Origin of the sequence: Streptomyces sp. NPDC101118 (assembly GCF_044759445.1) — a bacterium.
Taxonomy (GTDB): Bacteria; Actinomycetota; Actinomycetes; order Streptomycetales; family Streptomycetaceae; genus Streptomyces.
This window is the reverse complement of record NZ_JBIVZG010000001.1, coordinates 15,474-39,341: the sequence shown is the minus strand read 5'-3', so window position 1 is coordinate 39,341 and position 23,868 is coordinate 15,474. Positions and strand designations below refer to the sequence as shown.

Annotated in this window: 24 protein-coding genes; 9 read left to right on the top strand and 15 right to left on the bottom strand. The window is 73.9% G+C overall.

Features of this window, described 5'->3' with window-relative positions; all coding sequences use genetic code 11:
- Positions 1-197 precede the first annotated feature (197 nt).
- The 7 genes from ACIQUQ_RS00205 to ACIQUQ_RS00175 all read right to left on the bottom strand — a co-directional run bounded on the left by ACIQUQ_RS00205 (position 198) and on the right by ACIQUQ_RS00175 (position 8,878).
- Complete coding sequence (locus tag ACIQUQ_RS00205) at positions 198-1,931, bottom strand: dipeptide ABC transporter ATP-binding protein (RefSeq protein WP_403969303.1); 1,734 nt, start codon at positions 1,929-1,931, stop codon at positions 198-200.
- Positions 1,928-2,917, bottom strand: a complete 990-nt coding sequence (locus tag ACIQUQ_RS00200; RefSeq protein WP_403969300.1) for an ABC transporter permease — start codon at positions 2,915-2,917, stop codon at positions 1,928-1,930. Before ACIQUQ_RS00200 ends, ACIQUQ_RS00205 begins: the two co-directional genes overlap by 4 nt.
- Complete coding sequence (locus ACIQUQ_RS00195) at positions 2,914-3,897, bottom strand: ABC transporter permease (RefSeq protein ID WP_403969297.1); 984 nt, start codon at positions 3,895-3,897, stop codon at positions 2,914-2,916. The genes ACIQUQ_RS00200 and ACIQUQ_RS00195 overlap by 4 nt, the downstream gene beginning before the upstream one ends.
- Complete coding sequence (locus ACIQUQ_RS00190) at positions 3,894-5,567, bottom strand: ABC transporter substrate-binding protein (RefSeq protein WP_403970504.1); 1,674 nt, start codon at positions 5,565-5,567, stop codon at positions 3,894-3,896. Before ACIQUQ_RS00190 ends, ACIQUQ_RS00195 begins: the two co-directional genes overlap by 4 nt.
- A gap of 236 nt (positions 5,568-5,803) precedes the next feature.
- On the bottom strand, positions 5,804-5,899 hold the full coding sequence (locus ACIQUQ_RS00185; RefSeq protein WP_399945102.1) for an Ms4533A family Cys-rich leader peptide: 96 nt from the start codon (positions 5,897-5,899) through the stop codon (positions 5,804-5,806).
- Positions 5,900-5,978: 79 nt separating this feature from the next.
- A complete protein-coding gene (locus ACIQUQ_RS00180) occupies positions 5,979-7,889 on the bottom strand; it encodes a DUF3152 domain-containing protein (protein ID WP_403969294.1) in 1,911 nt (636 codons plus the stop codon).
- Positions 7,890-7,897: 8 nt separating this feature from the next.
- Positions 7,898-8,878 carry an alpha/beta fold hydrolase gene (locus ACIQUQ_RS00175; protein WP_403969292.1) on the bottom strand — a complete coding sequence of 327 codons (981 nt, stop codon included), beginning with the start codon at positions 8,876-8,878 and terminating at the stop codon, positions 7,898-7,900.
- Positions 8,879-8,995: 117 nt separating this feature from the next.
- On the opposite strand from ACIQUQ_RS00175, the gene ACIQUQ_RS00170 reads away from it, so the two are divergent.
- From ACIQUQ_RS00170 to ACIQUQ_RS00155, 4 genes are all read left to right on the top strand, one after another.
- The gene (locus ACIQUQ_RS00170) at positions 8,996-9,211 is read left to right on the top strand and encodes a hypothetical protein (protein WP_403969289.1); all 216 of its coding nucleotides are present in this window, start codon (positions 8,996-8,998) and stop codon (positions 9,209-9,211) included.
- A 181-nt stretch (positions 9,212-9,392) separates the two neighbouring features.
- Complete coding sequence (locus ACIQUQ_RS00165) at positions 9,393-10,040, top strand: TetR/AcrR family transcriptional regulator (RefSeq protein ID WP_403668633.1); 648 nt, start codon at positions 9,393-9,395, stop codon at positions 10,038-10,040.
- A 169-nt stretch (positions 10,041-10,209) separates the two neighbouring features.
- Positions 10,210-10,437 (top strand): DUF3107 domain-containing protein, encoded by a 228-nt coding sequence (locus ACIQUQ_RS00160; RefSeq protein ID WP_399945088.1) that lies wholly within the window; start codon positions 10,210-10,212, stop codon positions 10,435-10,437.
- Positions 10,438-10,590: 153 nt separating this feature from the next.
- A complete protein-coding gene (locus ACIQUQ_RS00155) occupies positions 10,591-10,863 on the top strand; it encodes a hypothetical protein (protein WP_399945086.1) in 273 nt (90 codons plus the stop codon).
- 107 nt (positions 10,864-10,970) lie between these two features.
- On the opposite strand, the gene ACIQUQ_RS00150 is transcribed toward ACIQUQ_RS00155, so the two are convergent.
- Positions 10,971-11,738, bottom strand: a complete 768-nt coding sequence (locus tag ACIQUQ_RS00150; protein WP_399945084.1) for a ferritin-like fold-containing protein — start codon at positions 11,736-11,738, stop codon at positions 10,971-10,973.
- Positions 11,739-12,238: 500 nt separating this feature from the next.
- Between ACIQUQ_RS00150 and ACIQUQ_RS00145 the strand changes: the two genes are divergently transcribed.
- Together ACIQUQ_RS00145 and ACIQUQ_RS00140 are read left to right on the top strand one after the other, a co-directional pair.
- The gene (locus tag ACIQUQ_RS00145) at positions 12,239-14,143 is read left to right on the top strand and encodes a DEAD/DEAH box helicase (RefSeq protein WP_403969286.1); all 1,905 of its coding nucleotides are present in this window, start codon (positions 12,239-12,241) and stop codon (positions 14,141-14,143) included.
- A gap of 211 nt (positions 14,144-14,354) precedes the next feature.
- On the top strand, positions 14,355-15,215 hold the full coding sequence (locus ACIQUQ_RS00140) for an alpha/beta fold hydrolase (RefSeq protein WP_403969283.1): 861 nt from the start codon (positions 14,355-14,357) through the stop codon (positions 15,213-15,215).
- Positions 15,216-15,267: 52 nt separating this feature from the next.
- On the opposite strand, the gene ACIQUQ_RS00135 is transcribed toward ACIQUQ_RS00140, so the two are convergent.
- Positions 15,268-16,104, bottom strand: coding sequence for an NYN domain-containing protein (locus ACIQUQ_RS00135; protein ID WP_403970501.1), 837 nt, complete (start codon positions 16,102-16,104; stop codon positions 15,268-15,270).
- Positions 16,105-16,383: 279 nt separating this feature from the next.
- On the opposite strand from ACIQUQ_RS00135, the gene ACIQUQ_RS00130 reads away from it, so the two are divergent.
- Positions 16,384-16,536: a hypothetical protein gene (locus tag ACIQUQ_RS00130; RefSeq protein WP_399945074.1), complete on the top strand. Its 153-nt coding sequence runs from the start codon at positions 16,384-16,386 to the stop codon at positions 16,534-16,536.
- Between the two features lie 136 nt (positions 16,537-16,672).
- Here the strand turns inward: ACIQUQ_RS00130 and ACIQUQ_RS00125 are convergent, their stop codons facing one another.
- From ACIQUQ_RS00125 to ACIQUQ_RS00110, 4 genes are all read right to left on the bottom strand, one after another.
- Positions 16,673-17,278, bottom strand: coding sequence for a MarC family protein (locus ACIQUQ_RS00125; protein ID WP_399945072.1), 606 nt, complete (start codon positions 17,276-17,278; stop codon positions 16,673-16,675).
- Between the two features lie 93 nt (positions 17,279-17,371).
- A complete protein-coding gene (locus ACIQUQ_RS00120) occupies positions 17,372-18,247 on the bottom strand; it encodes a PHP domain-containing protein (RefSeq protein ID WP_403969280.1) in 876 nt (291 codons plus the stop codon).
- Positions 18,248-18,352: 105 nt separating this feature from the next.
- Positions 18,353-18,991 (bottom strand): DUF6758 family protein, encoded by a 639-nt coding sequence (locus ACIQUQ_RS00115; RefSeq protein WP_399945066.1) that lies wholly within the window; start codon positions 18,989-18,991, stop codon positions 18,353-18,355.
- Positions 18,992-19,094: 103 nt separating this feature from the next.
- Entirely contained in the window at positions 19,095-19,679 is a 585-nt protein-coding gene (locus tag ACIQUQ_RS00110) for a suppressor of fused domain protein (protein WP_403969278.1), read from the bottom strand.
- Between the two features lie 490 nt (positions 19,680-20,169).
- On the opposite strand from ACIQUQ_RS00110, the gene ACIQUQ_RS00105 reads away from it, so the two are divergent.
- Positions 20,170-21,285: a magnesium and cobalt transport protein CorA gene (locus ACIQUQ_RS00105; RefSeq protein WP_403969275.1), complete on the top strand. Its 1,116-nt coding sequence runs from the start codon at positions 20,170-20,172 to the stop codon at positions 21,283-21,285.
- Positions 21,286-21,472: 187 nt separating this feature from the next.
- Positions 21,473-22,297: a BTAD domain-containing putative transcriptional regulator gene (locus ACIQUQ_RS00100; RefSeq protein WP_403969272.1), complete on the top strand. Its 825-nt coding sequence runs from the start codon at positions 21,473-21,475 to the stop codon at positions 22,295-22,297.
- A gap of 96 nt (positions 22,298-22,393) precedes the next feature.
- Here the strand turns inward: ACIQUQ_RS00100 and ACIQUQ_RS00095 are convergent, their stop codons facing one another.
- Positions 22,394-22,906 carry a hypothetical protein gene (locus ACIQUQ_RS00095; protein ID WP_403969269.1) on the bottom strand — a complete coding sequence of 171 codons (513 nt, stop codon included), beginning with the start codon at positions 22,904-22,906 and terminating at the stop codon, positions 22,394-22,396.
- A 109-nt stretch (positions 22,907-23,015) separates the two neighbouring features.
- A complete protein-coding gene (locus ACIQUQ_RS00090) occupies positions 23,016-23,774 on the bottom strand; it encodes a hypothetical protein (RefSeq protein WP_403969266.1) in 759 nt (252 codons plus the stop codon).
- Between the last annotated feature and the right edge of the window lie 94 nt (positions 23,775-23,868).

Here is a 23,868-nt window from a genome sequence, read left to right as displayed (position 1 = left end):
CCGCCGCCCCCCCCCCCGCCCCGCCCGGCGCGGCGGGCGGGGGGGGGGCGCGCCCCCGGGGGGGCGGGGGCCCCCCCGGGCGGGGGGGGGGGGGCGGGGGGGGGCCCCCCCCCCCCCGCCACCGGAAGGGGTGAAGTGTCGTAACTTTCGCGCGCGCACCGCGTTCCGGCGCGGTAGAAAGGCCCGCCGGGCCTCCGTTACGCGGGTACGGGCACCCGGCGGGCGGTGCGCCGCTCGGCGGCGAGCGCGGGGTCGAGGGCGGGCACGGCGGCCAGCAGCTGCCGGGTGTAGGCGTGGGCCGGGGCCCCGTACACCTCCTCGGCAGGGCCCTCCTCCACGACGAGGCCGCCGCGCATCACGGCGACGCGGTCGCTGACCTGCCGGACCACGGCGAGGTCGTGGGCGATGAAGACCAGTGCCAGGCCCAGCTCCCGCTGGAGCTCCGCGAGCAGGGCGGTGACCTGGGCCTGCGTGGTGACGTCGAGCGCCGAGACGGGTTCGTCGCAGACGATCAGCCGGGGCCGGGGGGCGAGGGCGCGGGCGATGCCGACGCGCTGGCGCTGGCCGCCGCTGAACTCGTGCGGGTACCGGTCGTAGTGGGCGGGGTCGAGGCCGACGCGCTCCAGCAGCCCGGTCACCCGGGCGCGGATCGCCGTCTCGTCCCGCTCCCCCGCCGCCCGCAGCGGGTCGGCGATGGATTCGCCGATGCTGCGGCGGGGGTTGAGGGAGGAGGTGGGGTCCTGGAAGACCATCTGGGCGCCGGGGGCGATGCCGGGGACGGCGAGGCCGTCGTGGCGTACGGTGCCGGCGGTGGGCTCCAGCAGCCCGACCAGCATCCGGCCCAGGGTGCTCTTGCCGCTGCCGGACTCGCCGACGACGCCGAGGGTCTCCCCGGCGCGCAGGGCGAGCGACACCCCGCCGACCGCGGTGACCCGCCCGCGCCCCCGTCCGAACTCCCGCCGCAGCCCCACGGCTTCGACGACGGGCACGCCGGCCGCGTCCACCGGACCCTCGGCCGCGTCCGCGGGACCGCCGGCCGCGGAGCCCGGGGACGCGCCGTCCGCGGACCCGCCGTTGCGTGCCGACGGGACCGGTACCGCAGCCGCCGGCCTCTGCCGCGGCGCGTCCAGCCGCGGTACGGCGCCGAGCAGCTCCCTCGTGTACGCGTGCTCCGGCGCGGCCAGCACGTCCGCGACCGGCCCCCGCTCCACGGCGGCGCCGGACCGCATCACCAGCAGCTCGTCCACGCTCTCTGCGGCGACGCCCACATCGTGCGTGACCAGCAGCAGCGCCAGCCCGCGCTCCTCCCGCAGCCCGTGCAGCAGGTCCAGGATCTGGGCCTGGACGGTGACGTCGAGGGCGGTGGTGGGCTCGTCGGCGACCAGCAGCCGCGGCTCGCAGGCGAGGGCCATGGCGATCAGGGCGCGCTGGCGCATGCCGCCGCTGAACTCGTGCGGACGGGACCGTGAGCGGCGGACGGCGTCGGGGATGCCGACCCGGTCGAGCACCTCGACGGCCCGGGCCCGGGCGGCCCGGCGCGGGACGTCGTGGTGGACCCGGTACACCTCGGCGATCTGGTCGCCGACGGCGTAGTACGGGTCCAGGGAGCTGAGCGGGTCCTGGAAGACCATGGCGGCGGTGGCGCCGCGCAGGGCGCGCAGCTCCGCGGGGCCTGCGGCGGCCACGTCGGTGCCGCCGACCCGGACGGTGCCGGTGAGCCGGGCGCCGGTGTCGCGGTGCAGGCCCAGCAGGGCGGCGGCCACGGTGGACTTGCCGCTGCCGGACTCGCCGACGATGCCGAGGGCGCGGCCCGGGGCGAGGGTGAAGGAGAGGCCGTCGACGGCCCGTACGTACGAGCCGGGCGCCCCGACCGGGAATTCGACGGTGAGGTCCGCGACCTCGACGAGGGGCTCCGTGCGGTGCTCGGTCATGCCAGGGCCACCCTTCGGTCGGCGGCGGCGTAGAGGAGGTCGGCGAGCGCGCCCGCGACGACGACGGCGGTCCCGATGACCAGGACGACGCCCACGACCACGGGCAGGTCCACGACCCGCACGGCGTCGATCAGCGTCTTGCCGAGGCCGGGGATGCCGAACAGGGACTCCGTCAGCACGGCGCCGCCCATCATGGTGCCGAGGTCGATGGCGCTGAGGGCGATGACCGGCGGCACGGCGCCGCGCAGGGCGTGCCGGGCGACGACCGCCCGCTCTCCCACGCCGTAGGCGCGGAAGGTGCGGATGTGGTCCTCGGCGAGGGTCTCCAGGGTGGAGCTGCGGGTGAGCCGGGCGTACTTGGCGCTCTCGAAGAAGCCGAGGGTGACCCAGGGCAGCAGGAGGTTCCAGGCCCACTGCTCGGTGTCCTCGGAGAAGGGCACGTAGGTCGGGAAGGGCAGCCACTGCAGGTACGCGCAGACCAGCATGAGCAGCAGCAGGCCGAGGATGAACACGGGCGTGCCGGTGCCGGCCAGGGTGATCAGCGTGAGGACGCGCTCGGTGGGGCCGCCGCGGCGCAGGGCGGACAGCAGTCCGGTGCCGACGCCGACGACCAGCCAGATGACGAGCGCGCCGAGGGCGAGGGAGAGGGTGGCGGGCAGCCGCTCCAGCAGGAGTCCGGTGACCTGCTGGTCGTTCTGGTACGAGAAGCCCAGGCAGGGCGCGTCGCAGTGCAGCACGCCGGTGCCGGCGGAGTAGTCGCGACCGGCGACCAGGCCCTGGAGGAAGTGCAGGTACTGGGCGACGACGGACTCGTCCAGGCCGAGCTGTTCGCGCACCTGGGCGATCTGCTGCGGGTTGCAGCGCTCCCCGCAGGCGAGCCGGGCGGGGTCGCCGGGTGCGAGGTAGAAGAGGAAGTACACGGCGACGGAGAGCACGAGCAGCACCAGCACGGCGCCGGCGGCGCGCTTGAGGACGAAGCGGGTCACTTCGCGCCTCCCTTCTTCGTGCCCACCCGCAGCCGGCCGGCCTCGCGCGGGTCGAGCGCGGTGCGCACGGCGTCGCCGAGGACGGTGAAGGCGAGCACGGTGACGAACAGCAGACCGGCCGGGAGCAGCACGTAGGCCGGGTCGGCGAGGAACCAGGTCTGGGCGGTGGAGAGCATCTGCCCCCAGGAGGGGGTGGGCGGTTTGACGCCGACCCCGAGGAAGGACAGCGAGGCCTCGGCGACGATGTTCACGGGCAGCAGGATCGCCGCGTACGTGATCACGGGCGCGGCCAGCGAGGGCAGCAGCTCCCGGCGGGCCACCCGGAGTGCGCCGTTGCCCGACAGCCGGGCGGCGGCGACGAAGTCCAGCTCGCGCAGGCTGAGGGTCTGGGCCCGTACGATCCGCGCGGTGCCGCCCCAGCCGAGGAGTCCGATGAGGAGGACCAGCAGCAGCGGGCGCGGGAAGCCGGGCGGCACGACGGCGGTCAGGGCGATGCCGAGGACCAGCGTCGGCAGGGCGATCATCACGTCGGTGGCCCAGCTGATGGCGCTGTCGAGGAAGCGGTTGCCGAGCGCGGCGGCGAGGCCGGCGAGGACGCCGACGCCGATGTTGACGAAAGTGGCCCCGGCGGCGACGAGCAGGGAGACGCGGGCGCCGTAGGCGAGCCGGGTGAACAGGTCGCGTCCGGTGCCCGGTTCGACGCCGAGCCAGTGGTCGGCGCTGATGCCGCCGAAGGAGCCGGCGGGGACGCCGCCGCGGGCCGAGTCCACGAGGTCGTCGTGGTAGGCGTTGGGGTCCTGGCCCGCGAGGTGTGCGAGCAGGGGCGCCGCGATCGCGACGAGGACGAGCAGGGCCAGGACGGCGGCGGCCGCGAGCGCCGCGGGGCGGCGGCGCAGCCGGCGCCAGACCTGGCGGGCGGCGCCCGCGCCGGGGGTGGTGACCCCCGGCGCGGGCGCCAGTGCCTGGTGTACGGAGGTCACTTGACGGCTACCTGGGAGATGTCGAGGACGCCGGTCCAGTCGCTGATCACGACGTTCTTGACGGACTTGCCGACCAGCCGCTTGTAGACCGGGTGGAAGAGCGGGACGTCGAGCGCCTGCTCGCCGATCTTCTTGTCCAGGGCGCCCCAGCGCAGGGCGGCCGCGTCGAGGTCGGTCAGCTTGTTGATCTCGTCGATCTCCTTGTTGACCGCCGGGTCGTTCAGCTGCGCGTGGTTGTAGTTGGAGCCGTTGGTGACGATCTGCCGGCCGTCGAAGATCGGCGCCAGGAACGGGCCGCCGGACGGCCAGTCGGCACCCCAGCGGGAGAGGAAGAAGCCGGGCGTGTTCTTCGCGTCCCAGCGGCGCTCGTTGAACGCGTTGTTCTCCAGGCCCTCCAGCTTGACCGTGATCCCGGCGGCGGCCAGTGCCTGCTGGACGGCGGTGGCCACCTCGGGGCTGGTCTGGCGGTTCTGCGCGGTGGAGTGCGTCAGGGTGACGGTCAGGCCGTTGGCGAAGCCGGCCTCCTTGAGCAGCTGCTTCGCCTTGGCCGGGTCGCCGGTCCCGCCGGCCGGGAAGTGGTCGTACGGGGTGAACCCGAAGGACTTCTGCTCCGGCAGGAAGGTGGTGGCCGCCTCGGCGAGGGCGGAGCCGCCGGCGGCGTTGACGACGCTGGTGCGGTTGACGGCGTAGGAGATCGCCTGGCGCACCTTGGGGTTGTCGAAGGGCTTCACCTTCGGGTTGAAGGCGAGGTAGTTGGTGTAGCCGAAGTGGCCGGTGCCGACGCGGCCGGCGAGCTCCTTGTTCCCGGTGATCTGGGCGAGTTCGGCCGGGCCGAGGTTGGTGTCGGTGGTGACGGCCGCGGAGTCGGCGCCCGAGCTGGTGGACAGGCGCTGGTTGATGACGGCGGAGTCGAGGCCGGAGCGGACGTCGATGGTGTCCGGGTAGGCCTTGCGCTCGGCGTCGGTGGCCTCGGACCAGTGCGGGTTGCGCTCCAGGAGCAGCCGCTCGCCGTCGTTCTCGTTCTTCACGACCTTGTACGGGCCCGAGGAGACCGGGTGCTCCTCGTACTTGGCGCCGGTGTCCTTGGCCTTGGGCACGGGGGCGAACTGCGTCTGGGTGGCGACGAAGGGGAACTCGCCCTCGGGCTTGCGGAGCTTGAAGACGATCGTCCTGTCGTCCGGGGTGACGATCGAGTCCAGGCCCTTCTTGTCCTTGTAGGGGCCCTGGTACTTCTCGCCGCCGACCAGCCAGTCGCGCAGGTAGGGGGCGCCGCCCGACAGCTCGGCGGCGAAGGACCGCTCGATGCCGTACTTGATGTCGGCGCTGGTGATCGGGGTGCCGTCCTCGTACTTCAGCCCGTCCTTGAGCGTGTACGTCCACTCGGTGGCGTCCGCGTTGGGGCGGCCGGTGTCGGTGGCGAGGTCGGGGACGACCTTGGTGCCCTCGGCGCCGTTCTCGCGGTTGCGGGTGGTGAGGGTGCGGAAGACCAGCGACGGGACGTTGCCGCCACCCGAGGTGTAGAGGCGGGCGGGGTCGAAGTCGTTCTGCGGCTCGGCGTTGAGGACGGTCAGCGTGCCGCCCTTGCGGGGCGCGCCGGCGGCACCGGGCTCCGCGCCGTTCTTCTCCGTACCGTCCTGGGGCCCCGCGCACGCGGCGGCGCCCCCGGCCAGTACGAGGCTGACGGCGGCCGCGGCCACGCGGCGCGATGTGGCGGACTGGAAACGCATCGGAAAAGGGACCTCTCGGCGTGAAGGAATCGGGGAATTCGGGACGCCACGCGAGAGCGACTTGAGCGGAATGGGGGAAACGCCGAGCCGCGCCCACGGGCGTGCGGGGCCCGGGCGCGGCGGAAACGGGAAGCCGTCGGAGGACGGGAGGGGTGTCGACGCGCGCGCTCAGGCTGCGGTCAGCTACAGAAGATGTCGGCCACGCTGTGCGCGGTCACGCCGAGCAGCGCCAGCTCAATGGCGGCGCTCGCGGAGGCGGCGTGGAAGGACGACATGCCGAGAACAATTACCGATCAGCTGATCGATGTCAACGCGATTGTCCGACGATACGTCAGAAATCCAGCGGTCCTCTTCTCAACTCCCTGGATAAACCCAGGGATTGGGCTGGCACTTCACGCCGTCGATATCCAGGGATTTCGTCTGCTGCTGCATGATCGGCGCGAGCGAGCCGGGCGTGCGGCAGCTCACGTGACCGTGTCCGAGCCGGTGGCCGACCTCGTGGTTGATCAGCATCTGGCGGTACGCGAACATCCGCTCCGGCCCGTAGGTGACGGAGCCCTGCGCCCAGCGGAACGCGTTGATCATGACGCGTTCGGTGGACGCGGAGTCGCAGGACACGTTGTCGATGGTGGTGTCCAGGCCGGACTTGGCGCACCAGGTTCCGGTGGTGCCGGGGCTCGCGAGGGTGATGACGAACTCCGCCTCGCCGGACGGGACGCGCTCGAAGGTCATCTCGCCGCCGTGGGCCCAGCTGCGCTTGTCGTTGAGCGTGCGCTGGACGGCCTCGGCGAACAGCTGCGCGTCCAGGTCGAGGCCCTTCTCGACGTCGACGCGGTAGCGCACGAGGCGCCCCTTGCCGGGGGCCTTCGCGACGCCGGGCACGGTCTCGAACTCGCCCGAGCCCTTGAGCTTGGGGTCGATGGGGTACGGGGCCGCCATCTTCTGCTCGTACGTCGGCTCGGCGGCAGGCGCGGAGGGCTGCTGCTTCGGGGTGGGCCGCTCCTCGGAGCGCGAGGCGGCCGACGCGGCGCCGCCGCGCTGCCCGGTCTCGTCGTCGGCCGAGAGCACGCCGGTGGTGCGGGTCTGGTCGCCGGTGACCTGCCCGGCGACGATCACGGCGAGCAGCACGGTGACCGCGGCCGCGGCGATGCCGGTGTACGTCCGGCCGCGCCCGCCCTTGCGCTCGGCGGGTACGGCGGTCCTGCGGTGCGAGCCGGTCGCCGCGACGGCGTCGTCCTCGCGCCGTGGCCGCGGTATGGCGAGCCCGCCGGCCTCCGCGACGCGGGCCTGCGGGCCGGTGCCGGTGCCGGGCAGCCCGCCGGTCACGGTGACGCGGGGTACGGCCCCGCTGTCCCGCACGGCGTCGAAGCCGCCGGTGTCCTGACCGGGGCCGCCGGCGCGCGGGATCGCGCCGGTGTCCGTGACGCGGGGCAGCGCGCCGGTGTCCGCGAGGCGCTGGTACACGCCGGGCCGGGCGAGGCGCGGGATCGCGCCGGTGCCGGTGACCCGGGGGTGCGCGCCGGTGTCGTGGGGGCCGGGGAAGGCGCCGGTGTCGTGGGGTCGCGCGTAGCCGCCGGTGTCCTGGGGCCGCGCGTAGCCGCCGGTGTCCTGGGTGCCGGCGTGGCCGCCGGAGTACGCGCTGTGCGGGTGCGCCCCCGTGTCGTGGGGCAGCGCGAAGCCCCCCGTGTCGTACAGCGCGTCGTACCCGCCGGTCTCGTGCACCACCGGGTACTCGCCGGTGTCGGCGGTCCGCGGGAAGGCCCCGGTGTCCCCGCCGCCCGGATGGCCCCCCGGCCGCGGTACGCGCGGGAAGCCCCCGGTGTCCGCGACGCGCGGGTACGCCCGCGTGTCGTGGGCCGGGGCGAACCCGGCGTCCTGGGGCAGCGCGAAGCCCGACGTGTCGTACAGCGCGTCGTAGCCGCCCGTGCCGTACCCGCCGGGGTACGCCCCCGTGGGCTCGACGCGCGGGAACGCGCCCGTGTCCTGTACGTACGGGAAGGCGCCGGTGTCGTGCACCGGGCCGTGCCCCCCGGCTGCCCGGGGTGCGGCGTGACCGCCGTGGTCCGGCGCCTGCGGGAAACCACCCGAATCGGCGACGCGCGGTACGCCGTGCCAGTCGCCGTACACCGTGCCGGGCGCGGCTTCGGCCGTCCACGCCCCGGAGCCGGCCGCGCCTGCCGCGCCGCCGGCGCCCGTACTGCCGGAGCCCGCGTCCCCCTGGGAGGGAGCGGGAGCGGCCGGGCCCTTCCTGCTATGTCGTCCCACCGGAACCCTCAGCCCCCGCCCGCTTCGGCGGCGGCACGCGTGTCCCGCAGCAGGTCACGGAAGGCCGTGGCGACGACCTCCGGGTACTCCATCATCGCGACGTGCCCCGCGTCCGGCAGCGTCAGCAGCCGGGAGCCGCGGAAGGCGGCGGCCGCCCTGCGGGCCATCCGGTACGAGACGAGCTGGTCGCGCCCGCCGTACACCAGCAGCGTCGGCGCGAGCACCCGCTCCGCCTGCCGCCACAGCCCGTGCTGGCCGCCCAGCGTGTAGGCGTCGACGATCCCGCGCGAGGACCGCGTCATCGCGTCCCAGAAGTACGGCAGCCTCATGCGCCGCTCCATCTCCTCCACCGCGTTGCGGAACCCCTCGGGGGTGACCCGTGACGGGTCGCCGTAGCACAGGGCGAGGATGCCACGGGTACGCTCCTCCGCGCTCATCCCCTGCGTGAGACGGGAGAAGAGCGAGGCGACTCCCGGCACCGCGAGCAGCGCGGTCGGCACCGCCGAGCGCTGCACGCGCAGCTCCGGCATCGCCGGCGAGATCAGGGTGAGGGTGCGCACCAGGTCCGGGCGCGCCGCGGCCACCCTCGTGGTGACGGCGCCGCCCAGGGAGTTGCCGAAGAGGTGTACGGGACCGCGCCCGGCGGCGTCCAGGTGCCGGATGACCGCGCGGGCCAGGCCGGTGACCGAGTAGTTGCCGTCGTCCGGTGGCGGGGAGTCCCCGAAGCCCGGGAGGTCGACGGCCTCGCCGTCCACCACGTCCTCCAGCAGCGGCATCAGTGCCGACCAGTTCTGCGAGGACCCGCCGAGCCCGTGGACGTACAGGGCGGGCGGCAGGTCGGGGCGGGCCGGCGGCCGGAACCGCACGTTCAGCGTCAGCCCGGGGAGCGTCACCCTCCGCAGCTGCTCTCCTTCGGCCACCCGCACGGCGCTCACCTGGGGAGACACCGCGGCGGGGGTGCGGACACCCGGCAGCTCGGTCGAAGACATGGGCCAATGTTACGAGACGATCACGCCGGGACCCGTGTGTTCGCGCTCACAGATCCGCGTAGCGGTGCACCTCCGACTCTCCTAGGCTCGTACTGACAAGGAAAAGAGGGGAGCCACATGACTGCCGACCCCACCGAGCCGGACACCTTCCGGAACCAGCTTGGGGAGACGCTGGACGCGGAGGCCCCTGAGGCGGACGCTGCCGAACAGCACACCGAGCTGACCCCCAGCGAGGACGAGCCCCTCACCGGGCGCGACAAGGGCGAGGCGGCGGACGGGGACGCCGCGGAGCAGGCCCGGGTCGTGGCCCTCGACGAGGACGACTACCGCTGACCGCCGCCGAGGTGACCGATTTCGCTCCTGTCCGAGCGCATTCGCACAGGTCCGCACGGTGTCGGTGGCTGTCCGAAGACCGAGAAAACTCGGCCTCGACCCCCCAGATTCGGTTACCGAAAAGTACGATGGCGGGCGCGGCGCACAGCGCACTGTGTACAGAGAGAAAGTGGGAGGCGGCGTGACAGCCATCGAGCAGACCGAGGCGGCGCGCCCGCGGGGCACACGCCTGCCGCGCCGAGCCCGACGCAACCAGCTCCTGGGCGCGGCCCAGGAGGTTTTCGTCGCGCAGGGGTACCACGCGGCCGCGATGGACGACATCGCCGAGCGCGCGGGCGTCAGCAAGCCGGTGCTGTACCAGCACTTCCCCGGCAAGCTGGACCTGTACCTGGCGCTGCTGGACCAGCACTGCGAGGCGCTGCTGCAGGCGGTGCGCGGGGCGCTCGCCTCGACGACCGACAACAAGCTCCGGGTCGCGGCGACGATGGACGCCTACTTCGCGTACGTCGAGGACGAGGGCGGCGCGTTCCGCCTCGTCTTCGAGTCGGACCTGACGAACGAGCCCGCGGTGCGCGAGCGCGTGGACCGGGTCTCCCTGGAGTGCGCCGAGGCGATCTCCGACGTGATCGCCGAGGACACCGGGCTGTCCAAGGACGAGTCGATGCTGCTGGCCGTGGGGCTGGGCGGCGTCTCCCAGGTCGTGGCCCGCTACTGGCTCTCCAGCGAGAGCCCGGTCGAGCGGAACAAGGCGGTGCAGCTGCTGACCTCGCTCGCGTGGCGCGGCATCGCCGGCTTCCCGCTGCACGGGACCGAGCAGCAGCCGCACTGACACCCTCACGGGTGCCGGCCGTGACGGCCGGGGACGACGCAGGGGCCCCACGGGGCCCCTGTTCGCTTCCAGCGTGGCTGCGACGGGCGGTTCCCGTCCCCTCTCCGGGCTAATGTGTCCGGGTACGGCGCGGTGATCGCGCGACTCGGACCGTCGGAGGGACATAGCCGTGGAGGTCAAGATCGGCGTGCAGCACGCACCCCGGGAGATCGTGCTGGAGAGCGGACTGAGCGCCGAGGAGCTCGAGGCGGTCGTGACGGACGCGCTGACGGGCAAGTCGCAGCTGCTCAGCCTGACGGACATCAAGGGCCGCAAGGTCCTGGTGCCGACCGACCGGCTGTCGTACGTCGACATCGGCGAGCCGACGTCCCGCAAGGTCGGGTTCGGCCCCGCGTAAGGCGCGCGTCACCCACAACTGAGAGAAACGGCCCGGTGGTTGCTCCCACCGGGCCGTTTCCGTGCCCGCAGGGGCGGTTGAGGGTTGTGTTCCGCCCGCTCCGGGTAGGACCGCCTACGACCCGATTTGCCCATGGCTGTGCGGGAGGGACTCATGCTCGTGGAAGCGTTCGGCTCGGCCGTTCTGGGCCTCGCCCTTTCCTGGGTGGCCGTCAGAAGACTGCCCGGCCGGCTGCCGTCCGCCCGCGTGGTCCTCACCACGGGCGCGCTCGGGGCGTTGTTCGGCGCGTACTTGACGCACTACGCGCTGGGCCCGGGGCACCGTACGCTGACCGCGTCCCTCGTGGGCGCCGTCCTGGTGGCCGCGGCCGGGCTGTCGCTGCTGCTGCGGACGAGGACGCCGTTTCCGGTCGCCTCCCGGGGATGACCACGGGCCTCGGGGTGACGTACCCCCGGGGCCCGTGACGTAGCCGCTGTGCCGCTGCCGCAGGTGCGGCGTCGTGGCCGCCGGCACCGTACCGCTGCGGTGGTCCGTCAGGCCGCGAGGCCGAGGGCCGCCATCCGCTTGGTGTGCGCCTTGGTGATGCGGGTGAACATCTCGCCGACGGCGGCCAGGTCGAACCCGGCGGCCATGCCGTCCACCCCGCCGACCAGCATCGTGGAGAGCGCGTCGCGCTCGGCCACCACGCGCTGCGCCTGGGAGAGGGCCTCGCCCATCAGGCGGCGCGCCCACAGGGCGAGCCGGCCGCCGACGCGCGGGTCGGCCTCGATGGCGGCGCGGACCTTCTCGACGGCGAAGTTGCCGTGGCCCGTGTCGTCCAGCACGCCGAGCACGAGGGCCCGGGTGTCGGCGTCGAGGTGGGTGGCGACCTCGCGGTAGAAGTCGCTGGCGATCGAGTCGCCGACGTACGCCTTGACCAGGCCCTCCAGCCAGTCGGACGGAGCGGTCTGGCGGTGGAAGTCGTCCAGGGCCTTCGCGAAGGGCTCCATGGCGGCGGTCGGCTCGGCGTCGACCGCGGCCAGCCGGTCGCGCAGCCGCTCGAAGTGGTGGAACTCTGCGGAGGCCATCTTCGCGAGCTCCGCCTTGTCCGCCAGGGTCGGGGCGAGCTTCGCGTCCTCGGCGAGCCGCTCGAAGGCCGCGAGCTCGCCGTACGCGAGGGCACCCAGCAGGTCGATCACGGCGGCGCGGTACTGCGGCGAGGCGGAGGCCGTCGCCCAGTCCTGGGCGGCGATCCCGGTGGGCTCTTCCTCCGCGGGGGCGGACGAGTTCTCGGCGTGCTCGGCGTTTTCAGCGGTCTCCATGCAGCGCACAATAGCCCGCCCGGGGAGTGGGGGAAGTGCCTGGTCAGTCACGCAGAACACGCCGCCCCGGTGAATTCGCCCGACACACCTGCGCGATTCCGGGGTACAGTGGTAATGCGCCTGCCGAATACTCGGCGGGCCATCCGAATGAGGATGCCCGGTCGGTGGCCCGATCGGCTCCAACCGACCGCCCTCGGTGTGGCGCGTGCGTTTCCGCGTGCCGCCGCCCATGAGGGGCCCCCTCAGCGGCACGAGCGCTTGAGCGAAGGCAGTGGTCCCGCGCCATCCGGCGATGCGGCTCTTTTCGAGCTGCGGCCGGAGGCACCTCCGGCAACACCGGAGGAGCACGGAACGGCACGGTAAGACCCCCCTCGCCGCCTCGCGCCGCGTCTCACAGAAGAGGCAGCACCCTGACTACGTTCCGAGAGCTCGGGATCTTTCCCGAGACCGCCGAGGCCCTTGAGGCCGTCGGCATCGTGTCCCCCTTCCCCATCCAGGAGATGACCCTCCCCGTCGCCCTCTCGGGCACGGACGTCATCGGCCAGGCGAAGACCGGAACCGGCAAGACGCTCGGTTTCGGCCTTCCGCTGCTGGAGCGCGTCGTCGTCCCCGCGGACGTCGAGGCGGGCCGCGCGACCCCCGAGCAGCTGACCGACGCCCCGCAGGCGCTGATCGTCGTACCGACCCGCGAGCTGTGCACGCAGGTCACGAACGACCTGCTGACCGCCGGAAAGGTGCGTAACGTCCGCGTCCTGGCCATATACGGCGGCCGCGCGTACGAGCCCCAGGTCGAGGCGCTCAAGAAGGGCGTCGACGTGATCGTCGGCACCCCGGGCCGCCTGCTGGACCTGGCCGGGCAGAAGAAGCTCGACCTGTCCAAGGTCAAGGCCCTGGTGCTGGACGAGGCCGACGAGATGCTCGACCTGGGCTTCCTGCCCGACGTCGAGAAGATCATCAACCTGCTTCCGCCGAAGCGCCAGACCATGCTGTTCTCGGCGACCATGCCGGGCGCCGTCATCGGCCTGGCCCGCCGCTACATGTCGCAGCCGACGCACATCCGCGCCACCTCGCCGGACGACGAGGGCGCGACCGTCGCGAACATCACGCAGCACGTGTTCCGTGCGCACTCGATGGACAAGCCGGAGATGGTCTCCCGCATCCTGCAGGCCGAGGGCCGCGGGCTGGCGATGATCTTCTGCCGCACCAAGCGCACGGCGGCCGACATCGCCGAGCAGCTGGAGCGCCGCGGCTTCGCCTCGGGCGCCGTCCACGGCGACCTGGGCCAGGGTGCGCGCGAGCAGGCCCTGCGCGCGTTCCGCAACGGCAAGGTCGACGTGCTGGTCTGCACCGACGTCGCCGCCCGCGGCATCGACGTCGAGGGCGTGACGCACGTCATCAACTACCAGTCCCCCGAGGACGAGAAGACCTTCCTGCACCGGGTCGGCCGCACCGGCCGCGCGGGCGCGAAGGGCACCGCCGTCACCCTGGTCGACTGGGACGACATCCCGCGCTGGCAGCTGATCAACAAGGCGCTGGAGCTGGACTTCCACGAGCCGGAGGAGACGTACTCGACCTCCCCGCACCTCTACGAGCTGCTGAACATCCCGGCCGGGACCAAGGGCGTCCTGCCGCGTGCCGAGCGCACGCGGGCCGGCCTGGCGGCCGAGGAGCTGGAGGACCTGGGCGAGCCGGGAGGCCGCCGCAAGGCCGCCGCGACCGCCGTCACCGAGCGTCCGGCCCGTACGCGTACGCCGCGCCAGCGGCGCCGTACCCGGGGCGGCGCGGAGGTCACCGCGGACGCCACGGCGGCTCCGGCCGCCGAGGTGGCCGAGGGCACCGAGGCTCCGGCGGAGCCGAAGCGCCCGCGCCGCCGTCGCACGCGGGGTGCTGCCGCTGCCACCGCCGTGGCGGAGGCCGCGGTCGTGGAGGCCGTCCCCGCCGCCGAGGCGGAGGAGACCCCGGCCAAGCCGCGCCGCCGCCGCACCCGCTCGTCCACGACGGCGGTCGCGGAGGCCGCGGTCGTCGAGACCCCGGTCGCGCAGGCCCCGGCCACCGAGGCCCCCGAGGCCGAGGCCAAGCCGGCGACCCGCCGCCGCACCCGCAAGCCGGCCGCCGCGGTGGCCGAGGCCGCCGTGGTGGAGGCCCCGGTCGCCGAGTCCGCCGTCGTCGCGGAGGAGGCCCCGGCCAAGCCGGCCCGCCGCCGCGCGCCCCGCAAGGCCGCGGAAGCGGAAGCCGCCCCGGCGGAGCCCGCGACCACGGAGGAGGCTCCGGCGAAGCCGGTGCGCCGCCGCACGCGCAAGACCGCGGAGGCCGCTCCGGCCGAGGCCGTGAGCACGGAGGAGGCCCCGGCCAAGCCGGTCCGCCGCCGCACGCGCAAGACCGCGGAACCGACGCCGGAGGCGTAACGCCACCGCGCAGAGGCCCGGCCCCCCACACGGGGGGCCGGGCCTCTGCCGTTCCCGCTCCGGCGAGGGTCACCGGGGCGGGCGGGTGTGGGCCCGGGGCGGGGCAGAGCCCTCGGGGTCCGGGGAGTGCCCCGGTGAGCGGGGCGGGTGCCCCCGAGCGGCCCGGGGAGGGCGGCTGGGGACACTTGCGACTGGCCAGTAACGTAGGGGCATGAGCAAGCCGCCGCGGCTCAGTCTGCCGCCCCGCGCCGTCGCCCGCCGTCTCGTCACCGCGCGCGGCGAGTTCGCCGTGCACGAGGCCCTCCCGGCCGGGGAGCCGCGCGGGACCGCGCTGCTGGTGCCCGGGTTCACCGGCAGCAAGGAGGACTTCATCGGGCTGCTGGAGCCCCTCTCGGCGGCCGGGTACCGCGTCGTCGCCGTCGACGGCCGCGGCCAGCACGAGAGCCCCGGCCCGGCCGACGAGGCCGCGTACGCGCAGGACCGGCTGGCCGCGGACGTCCTCGCGCAGGCCGACGCCGTCCAGGACGGCCCCGTACACCTCCTCGGACACTCCCTCGGGGGCCTGATCTCCCGCGCCGCGGTGCTCCGCGCCCCGGACCGCTTCCGCACCCTCACCCTGATGAGCAGCGGCCCGGCAGCGATCGACGAGGCGCAGCAGGAGCGTACGAAGCTGCTCGTGGCCGCCCTGGAGATGCTGGGCGACGACATGGAGGCCGTCTGGCAGGCCATGCGCGCCCAGGACCCCGAGGGCACCCCGCAGGACTCGCCCGAGCTCCAGGAGTTCCTGCACCGGCGCTGGCTGGGCACCGTCCCGCAGCAGCTCATCGCCACCGGCCGGCAGCTGATCGGCGAGCCGGACCGGGTGGCGGAGCTGCTCGCGGCCGCTCCCGGGCTGCCCAAGCACGTGCTGTCCGGGTCGGTGGACTACGCCTGGCCGGTCCCGCTGATGGACGACATGGCGCAGCGGCTCGGCGCCCACCGCACGGTCATCGCCGGCACCGAGCACTCCCCCAACGCCGAGGACCCGGCTGCCACGGCCGCGGCACTGGCCGCGTTCTGGGACGCGCACTGACCCCGGCCGGCCGGCCCCGGCGCGCGGCGGCACCCCGCCGGCTGACCCCGCGTCAGAACTGGCTCTGCAGATGGTTCCAGAAGCCGTCGCGCAGGGCCCGCCGCAGGTCGGCCTGGCCGCGCAGCGAGTAGTGCAGCAGGGCCTCCGCCTCGGTCAGCAGCTCCTGGTCCACCGCACCGGGCAGGTACGGGTGCCCCGGCAGCAGCCCCGCGAGCTGCTCCGGGCCCCGCGTCGCCAGCCAGGTGGCCGCGATGCGCGCCCCGACGAAGCGGACGTCCTCGCGGCCGGGCCGGGGCACGCCCTCGTTGTCCGGCTCGACCACCAGCGCCCGCCGGGTCACGTAGGGCTTGCAGAACTCCAGGTCGAACACGCGCTGGCTGTCGACCTCCCAGAGCAGCGGCTCGGCCTGGTTGCGCCCGCCGAGGGCCTCGATCCCCCACAGGTGCACCCGCGCCCCGTACCCCTGCGCGGCCTCGACGGCCGGTACGAGGTCCTCGTCGCCGCCGACGAGCGCGGCGTCGCTGATGGCGCGGTGCCTGGCGAGGGATTCCAGGTCGGTCCTGATGAGGGAGTCGACGCCCTTCTGCTGGTTGTTGGCGTTGAGGTTGCCCAGGCGGACCTTGACATCGGGAAGTTCCGCGACTGCCTGCTGTTCCGCGGTGTGGATGCGGCGCCGGGCGCCGTCGTACCAGTAGACGCGGAGCAGCCTGCTGTCGGCGAAGATCGTGCGGGCCGTGTCGATGAAGGCCTCGATCAGGCCCTCGGCGTCGAGGTCGAAGGAGCGGCGGTCCTCGGTGCCGGCGACGAGCCGTCCGACGGCGGCGTAGACGTAGCCGGCGTCGACGAAGATCGCGTGGGTCGACGGGGTCTTCGCCACCTCGGCGAGCATCCGCCGGAGCAGCTCGTTTGTCTCGTCCAGTCGGGCGGCGAGGCCCTCGTCGGCCGGCTCCGCCGGGCCCGCCCGGCCCCGGTCCGCTGCTCGGCCCTGCGCGTGGTCCTGGTCCATGGGCTCCTCCAGATAGCCCCATCATTGTGACCGGTGCCACACTGGAGGTCGCCCGGTGCGATAGTATTTAGCCAGTGAAAAAATTTCCTTAGCGTAGGGAATGTTTGCCCCCTACACTTCGTTGTGCCCTGTGCAAACAGCGAACGGACGAAGGGAGAAGCCATGCGCTTCGAGATCTTGCGCCTGGACGACGTCGACGGCACCCCCGTGGACCGCACCGTCGTGGACGCCGCCTCCGTCAACGGGATCGTGCAGCGGGCCGCCGCCATTGGCCAGCGCATCTGGATCCGGCCGGCCGAGTCGACGGCCTCGTAACGCGCACCCGGCGCCACGGCGCCCACCGGGCCCGTACCGCGCACCGCGCACACACGTGACGGCGCCCCCGCACCGGATCCCGGTACGGGGGCGCTTCGCGTTCGCGGACGGCACGCACCGCCGCCCGCACAGGGGGTCAGGCTCCCCGGACCACCTGGAGCACGCCGTTGATGATCTGCTGGACGGCGATGGCGGAGAGCATCATGCCCGCCAGCCGGGTCACCAGGACCACGCCGCCGTCCTTGATGATCCGGATGATCACGAGCGAGTAGCGCATCGTGAGCCAGAGCACGACGTGCATGGCGATGATCGCGGTCCAGACCGACACCTGCGCGGCGGCCCCGTCCGCCTTCTGCACGGCGAGGATGACGGACACGATCGCACCGGGACCCGCCAGCAGCGGCATGCCCAGCGGCACCAGCGCGACGTTCACGTCCTTGGTCTGCTTGGGCTCGTCCGTCTTGCCGGTGAGCAGGTCGAGCGCGATCAGGAGCAGCAGCAGACCGCCGGCGATCATCAGCGCCGGCACCGAGACGTGCAGGTAGTCGAGGATCTGCTGGCCGCAGATGCCGAAGACGGCGATGACGCCGAAGGCGACGCAGACGGCCTGGAAGGCCATGCGGCGCTGGACCTTGACGGGGCGGCCCGAGGTGAGCGCGAGGAAGATCGGCGTGATCCCCGGGGGGTCCATAATCACAAAAAGGGTGAGAAAGAGGGATCCGAAAACGGCAAAGTCGAACACAGTGATGGCCTTGCAGGAAGAGTCGTACGAAAAGGGGATGCCGGGGGAGCGCTCAGAGGGAGCGCGCGGGCACGGAGGTACGCGTACGCGCGCTCAGGCGCCGGTACGTCCGCCCGCGCCCGGCACCGGGAAGGCGCCCGTCGCGCGGCGGGTGATCTCGCCGTAGATCTCGGGGTCGGTCGTGTACTCCCCGAGGCGACAGGTCTTGCGGCTGCCGTGGTAGTCGCTGGAGCCCGTGGTGAGCAGGCCGAGGTCGGCCGCGAGGCCCCGCAGCCGGTCGCGGGTCGCCGCGTCGTGGTCCATGTGGTCGACCTCGATGCCGTCCAGGCCCGCTGCCGCCAGCTCGGCTATCGCGCTCTCCGGCACGCACTGGCCGCGCTTCACGGCGGCCGGGTGGGCGAAGACGGTGACCCCGCCGGCCGCCTTGACCAGGCGGACGGCCTCGAACGGGTCCAGTTCGTGCTTCTCGGCGTACGCGCGGCCGCCGTCGGCGAGCCACTCGGGGGTGAAGGCGTCGGAGACGCTCCCCACCACGCCCAGCTCGACGAGCGCGGTCGCGATGTGCGGCCGCCCGACCGAGCCGTCGCCGGCGATCCGGGCCACCTGCTCCCAGGTCACCGGCACGCCGAGGGCCTGGAGCTTGCCGACCATGGTGCGGGCGCGCGGCACGCGGTCGTCGCGCACCAGCTCCCGCTCCCGGGCCAGCTCGGGCTCGGCGGGGTCGAAGAGGTACGCGAGCATGTGCAGCCCGATGCCGTCGAGACGGCAGGAGAGCTCGGCGCCGGTGACGAGTGTGAACCCCTCGGGAAGCGCCCGGACGGCCGCGAGGGCCTCGGCGTACCCGCCCACGGTGTCGTGGTCGGTCAGCGCCACGACGTCCAGCCCGGCGGCGGCCGCGTTGCGGACCAGCTCGGCGGGCGTGTCCGTACCGTCGGACGCCGTGGAGTGGGCGTGCAGGTCGATGCGCACGGCGCGGGCTCCAGGGGGCGGGACGGACGGGGGGACACTCCAGCATAACCGGGGTGTACAGGCCCTCAGGACGTCCCCCCGGGTGACGGAGGCCCGGAGGACCGCCTAGTCCAGGATGCGCGGGCTCAGCGCGCCGCAGGGGAGCAGGTCGAGTTCGGCGCCGGCCTCGCGCAGGTCGGTCAGCACGAGTTCGTCGTACATCAGCAGTCCGGAGTGCTCCGGCCAGACCACCGCCCACAGCCACATCCCGCGCGCCTCGCCCGCGAAGACCGCCCGGTCCTCCGGGGTGCCGGCGAGGTGCCAGAGGGGGGTGGGGCGGCCCGCGGCGACCACCTTGGCGTGCGGGGGCATGGAGACGTTGATGTACGGGCCCGGGTCGGGGCCCTCGATGCCCGCGTACCTCGCGCCCAGGCCGACGCCCAGTTCCTCCGCGACCAGCAGGAGTTCACCGACGCCGCCCAGCGGGGCGGGGCCCGAGCAGGCGACCACGGTGGCCCGCCCGCCGCTGCGGTCGTCGCCGGCCGCGGCGACACCGGTGAACAGCCAGCCGAGCGGGAGCGGCCAGGGCATCCACACGGGCACCTGGGCCCGGTTCACGACGACGGCGAGGCCTTCGACGCTGGGCGGGATGACCGGCTGCAGGGGCTGGACGGCACCGTGCACGGCACACTGCCAGGAGTCCGCGAAAAGACCGGGCGCCCTGACCCGGCCACCGCACTTCGGGCAACTCGGTTCGCCCCTCATAGGGCTCCACGCTCCTCCCCGGCCGCCGCCTCGTCAAGGGACGATCACCCGTCCGGATCCGATGCGTACCCCCTGTGGCCGGTCCCAGTCACATACCCGGGGACTAGTCCAGCAGTACGGCGGAACGGAGGGGGTCCCTGAGGTCCGTCCCGCGGGCCAGCCAGCGCTCCTGGAGTGCGGCCGCGCCGTGCACCCGCTTCCACGCCGCCTCGTTCGGCGTCATGGGCAGCAGCGGCAGGAACCGCACCGGCTCCATCGGCTCGTCCAGCTCCAGGTCCTCGACGAGCCCGCCCGGCTCGGCGACCAGTACGGAGGTGAACGGCGCCCCGGGCCAGAGGGGTTCGCCCGTGTCCAGGGATGCGCCGGGGGCCACGACCAGACCCTCCACCTGCGGCGAGGCGGCCAGCACCGCGAGCGGGCGGAGCACCTTGTCGGTGTCGGCGAGGCCGGCGCGCACGGAGACGACCAGCTCGGCGCGCGGGCCGCGCAGCGGGTCCGCCACGACGGCCGTCGGGTCGGTCATGGGGCGCTCGGACATGCCGAGCGTGGCGTACCGGACGACGTCCCCCTCGGTGAACCGGAGCACCTCGATCCGGTCCGTGCCGAGGAACGTGATCGAGGCGCGCGCGTCGGGTTCGCCGAGGGCGCTGCGCAGCCGGGCTTCCACAAGAGCCAGAACTTCTGCCATGCGGTGAGCATAGAACGGCTATTGGGAGGGTAAAGGCGCGCATCTGAGGGACAGTCGGCTGATACTGTTGACCGCTGGTCGGGGCAGCGTGCAGAAGCTCGCTCTCAGCCCCGCCTGACGTCATCCCCCACGGGGGACCGGCCGGAGGAGGTGGGGCTGCGGTGGACCGAAGTCGATCGTGCAGTACCAACCGCTCTTCCGCCGTGTTCTGCCACCCGGCTGGTCTTCAGGTCTGACCGGCCTTCTCCCACGCCTGTCCCAGGGGGACGTACGGGCGGGGACGCACGCGTTTTCGCATCCCGGGCACACCCAGGCACGGCCCGCCATCCCGTACGACGGCCTCCGGCTCCCGGTGGTCACCCGTACGGCCGCACGCGCGACGGAAGAGCGACGGAACACCCTCCCGACCGCCCAGCCTTCCGCCCGCCGCCCGCACGCCGGGGCGGGAGGTCTCCCGTCAGCGGTGTGATGCCGCGCGAAGGAGCCTGCCATGTCGATGATCCGTGACCTGCGCGCGGCGGTGCGCCCGGTCCTGCGCAAGAACAGCCCGGCCTACAGCGCGTACGACCCGACCCGCGACCCCTCGGCGAGCAGCGCCGTCGTGGACTGCGGGCTGTACCGCGACGGCCGGCGGGTCCAGGCGGACGCCCGTCTGACGCCGCGTGAGGCCATCCGCCGGGTGCGCGAGGACGGCGGCTTCGCCTGGATCGGACTGCACGAGCCCACCGAGGCGGAGTTCTCCGGCATCGCGGCCGAGTTCGGGCTGCACCCGCTCGCCGTGGAGGACGCGGTCCACGCCCACCAGCGGCCCAAGCTGGAGCGGTACGACGAGACCCTCTTCACCGTCTTCAAGACCATCCACTACGTCGAGCACGCCGAACTGACCGCGACCAGCGAGGTCGTGGAGACCGGCGAGGTGATGTGCTTCACCGGCCGGGACTTCGTCATCACCGTCCGGCACGGCGGCCAGGGCTCCCTCAAGGGCCTGCGCCACCGGCTCCAGGACGACCCCGAGCTGCTGTCCAAGGGGCCCTCGGCGGTGCTGCACTCCATCGCCGACCACGTCGTCGACGGGTACATCGCGGTGGCGGCGGCCGTGCAGGACGACATCGACGAGGTGGAGAACGCGGTCTTCGCGGCGCCCGCCAAGGGTTCCCCGCGCGGCACCGACGCCGGCCGGATCTACCAGCTCAAGCGCGAGGTGCTGGAGTTCAAGCGGGCGGTCTCGCCGCTGCTGCGGCCGATGCAGCTGCTCAGCGAGCGGCCGATGCGGCTGGTCGACCCGGACATCCAGAAGTACTTCCGGGACGTGGCGGACCACCTGGAGCGGGTGCACGAGCAGGTGGTCGGCTTCGACGAGCTGCTGAACTCCATCCTCCAGGCCAACCTGGCGCAGGCCACGGTCGCCCAGAACGAGGACATGCGCAAGATCACCGCCTGGGCGGCCATCATCGCCGTGCCCACGATGATCTGCGGGGTCTACGGGATGAACTTCGACCACATGCCCGAGCTGCACTGGCGGTACGGCTACCCGATGGTGATGGGCACGATCGTCGGCATCTGCGTCACCATCCACCGGGCCCTGCGGCGCAACGGCTGGCTGTAGCGCGGGACATGGCCGGCCGCGCCCGGCACCTCCGGCCCGGGGCCATCGTTGCGCCGTTGGCTGGTTCGCCCCGCTGACAGGGCGTACCGGAACCCGGACCCTGTGCATGGCGTCCGGCGGCAACCGCCGTCACGTCGGTCCAGGTCGACGGGCGCCCACCGGCGCCGGACGGTGGGGGTGGCCCGCAGTGTCAGCCGAGCAGTCCTTGTCCGCGTGCCCGCCGGCGTCCTCCGCATCACCGGAAGCGGAGGCCGCCGGGGGGTACGCGCCCAAGTACCTGGTCCTCGGGCCGCTGGAGCTGCGCCGCGGCGGACTGCCGTGCACACCGACCCCGCTCAAGCACCGGGCCCTGCTGGCCCTGCTCCTGCTGCACGCCAACCGGCCCGCGTCCGTGCACGCCCTCGTCGACGGGCTGTGGGGCGGCCGGCCGCCCCGGGCGGCCGTGGCCACCCTCCAGATGTACGTGTCCGCGCTGCGCCGGATCCTCGACCCGGCCCACCGCCTCGGCGGCGGCGACGCCCGGCGCCACCCGGTGCTGCGCACCTCCGGCGCCGGCTACCTGATGGCCGTGGCGCCCGGGGAGCTCGACCTCGACCTGTTCCGGACCCGCGCGGCCCTGGGCCGGGAGCTGCTGGCCGGCGGGGACTGTGCGGCCGCCGGTGCGGTGTTCCGCTCGGCGCTGGCGCTGTGGCGCGGGCTGCCGCTGGGCGACCTGGGCCAGGCCTGCCTGCCGCCCCACTACGCAGTCCGGCTGTCGGAGGAGCGGCTGGCCGTGCTGTACGACCGGATCGGCGCCGACCTCTGCGCGGGGCGTGCCCGCGAGGTGGCCGGGGAGCTCCGGGAGCTGTGCGCGCGGCACCCGTCGTACGAGGGCTTCCGCGAGCAGCTGGTCCTGGCGCTGGCCGGCACCGGGCACCGGGCGGATGTGCTGCCGGGCGGGCCGCACCCGGCCCCGCCCGGGCACGAGCGGTGCCGTGACGCGCCCGTCCGCCGGACGGCGGTGCCCGGCTGAGCCGGCGTCAGCCCGCCCGCGCTCCGGGCCGACCCTCCCGGCCGGAACGCAGAGCGCCCCCGCACCGGATCCGGTGCGGGGGCGCGGCGGCTCCGGTCAGCCGCGCTTCTTCTTGCGCTTCAGCAGCAGCTTCGGCAGCGCGGCCGGGATGGGCCGGCGCGTGGTGGCCGGGGTCGGGCGGGGCTCCTCGGCGAGCGAGCCGGCCGGTGCCTCGGCGTGGACGGTGACGGGCTCCAGGCGCAGCAGCCGGCACTCGCGCGCCCAGCGGGCGGTCATCTGCTCGGAGTCGGGGGCGTTCAGGCGCTTGCCCTTCAGCTCGGCCACCGCGGCCTCCCAGGCCTCGCTGCCGGCCGGCACCTCGGTCACCTGCGCCGTCCAGCCGACCAGGCGGCCGCCCTTGTCCTTGCTGCGCACGGTGACCTCGGCGGTCGCGCCGTCGGCCAGACCGGGGAAGGGCTGCTCGCCGGGGCCGTCGCCCAGGACGTGCGCGGCGCCGTCCACCCAGGCGTGCCACAGGCCCCGGGCGGGAGAGGTCCCCTCGACCCAGATGAGGCCGGACTTCTTGGTGGCCTCCTCGACGAGGGCCTGATCGAGCAACGTCAGCGTCATGGGGGTCAGCGTAGGCGGTCGCGGCCGGGGGTCCCGTACCGGTCCGCCGGGCGGACGCCCCGGGTGACGGTCCGGCCGGTGGCGGGGCAGGCCGGCCGGGCCGCCGCCGTCACTCCTCGGGCAGCCGGGCGCCGTAGTCGACGGTCTCCTCCTTGGCCGGCTCGGTCAGCGTGAAGGACTCGTCCCAGTCCTTCAGCTCGACCACGCCGGCCCCGCCGGCGCGCTCCAGGCGCAGCGGGTACGGGGTGCCGATCAGCGAGACGTCGAGCTTGCCGCCCTCGCCCTTGTCGCCGGTGACCTGGATGGTGCGGGTGCCGCCGACCTTCGTGTAGGCGCCCTTCTCCAGCTTCCCGTGCAGGCCCAGCAGCCCCAGCAGCACGTCCATGTCGGTGAACCCGCGGAACTGCTTGTACGTCGCGTCGCCCTCGGGCACCTTCACGTACTTGTCGCCGAGCTTGTCCGCCGCGGCGGTGGCGTCGGCCGACGGGGCCTCGTCCCCGGACTTCTCGCGCCGGCTCCAGAAGGCCGCGTCCGCCTTGAGGAACAGCCTCTCGCCGACGCGCAGCAGCTGGAAGGTGGTCTCCTTGGACTTCACCTCGCCGCTCGCGCCGTCGGCCTTGAGCCGCATGTCGATGGTGAACGTGCGGCCCGAGCTGACGACCGTGCCCGACAGCCGTACCGAGTCGGCGTCCGCGGCCGCCTGACGGGCCTTGCCCTCGATCTTCTCGGCCGACAGCTTGCCGACCCCGTTGGTGCCCTCGTCGGGGTCGGCACCACAGCCGGTGGCGCCGGCGACGGTCAGCCCGGCGCACAGCGCGCCGAGGAGAGCGGCGCGGCGGAGCCGTACGGCCGGGGGGAACACGGTCACGGGCGGGCTGCCTCTCGTCTGTCAGAACTGCAGCAGGCAGCGTACCGGGGCACCGCCGGGCGGCCACGCCGGTGGGGCCCTCCCGGTGGTCCCC

Bases quoted from the DNA above. Each gene is read 5' to 3' on its own strand.
- ACIQUQ_RS00130 (WP_399945074.1), top strand. From the start codon at position 16,384: ATGCGCTTCGAGATCTTGCGCCTGGACGACGTCGACGGCACCCCCGTG.
- ACIQUQ_RS00150 (WP_399945084.1), bottom strand. From the start codon at position 11,738: ATGGAGACCGCTGAAAACGCCGAGCACGCCGAGAACTCGTCCGCCCCC.
- ACIQUQ_RS00105 (WP_403969275.1), top strand. From the start codon at position 20,170: ATGTCGATGATCCGTGACCTGCGCGCGGCGGTGCGCCCGGTCCTGCGC.
- ACIQUQ_RS00095 (WP_403969269.1), bottom strand. From the start codon at position 22,906: ATGACGCTGACGTTGCTCGATCAGGCCCTCGTCGAGGAGGCCACCAAG.
- ACIQUQ_RS00135 (WP_403970501.1), bottom strand. From the start codon at position 16,104: ATGCTCGCCGAGGTGGCGAAGACCCCGTCGACCCACGCGATCTTCGTC.
- ACIQUQ_RS00185 (WP_399945102.1), bottom strand. From the start codon at position 5,899: ATGTCGTCCTTCCACGCCGCCTCCGCGAGCGCCGCCATTGAGCTGGCG.
- ACIQUQ_RS00155 (WP_399945086.1), top strand. From the start codon at position 10,591: ATGCTCGTGGAAGCGTTCGGCTCGGCCGTTCTGGGCCTCGCCCTTTCC.
- ACIQUQ_RS00145 (WP_403969286.1), top strand. From the start codon at position 12,239: ATGACCCTCCCCGTCGCCCTCTCGGGCACGGACGTCATCGGCCAGGCG.
- ACIQUQ_RS00140 (WP_403969283.1), top strand. From the start codon at position 14,355: ATGAGCAAGCCGCCGCGGCTCAGTCTGCCGCCCCGCGCCGTCGCCCGC.
- ACIQUQ_RS00175 (WP_403969292.1), bottom strand. From the start codon at position 8,878: ATGTCTTCGACCGAGCTGCCGGGTGTCCGCACCCCCGCCGCGGTGTCT.
- ACIQUQ_RS00170 (WP_403969289.1), top strand. From the start codon at position 8,996: ATGACTGCCGACCCCACCGAGCCGGACACCTTCCGGAACCAGCTTGGG.
- ACIQUQ_RS00110 (WP_403969278.1), bottom strand. From the start codon at position 19,679: ATGGCAGAAGTTCTGGCTCTTGTGGAAGCCCGGCTGCGCAGCGCCCTC.
- ACIQUQ_RS00115 (WP_399945066.1), bottom strand. From the start codon at position 18,991: ATGAGGGGCGAACCGAGTTGCCCGAAGTGCGGTGGCCGGGTCAGGGCG.
- ACIQUQ_RS00205 (WP_403969303.1), bottom strand. From the start codon at position 1,931: ATGACCGAGCACCGCACGGAGCCCCTCGTCGAGGTCGCGGACCTCACC.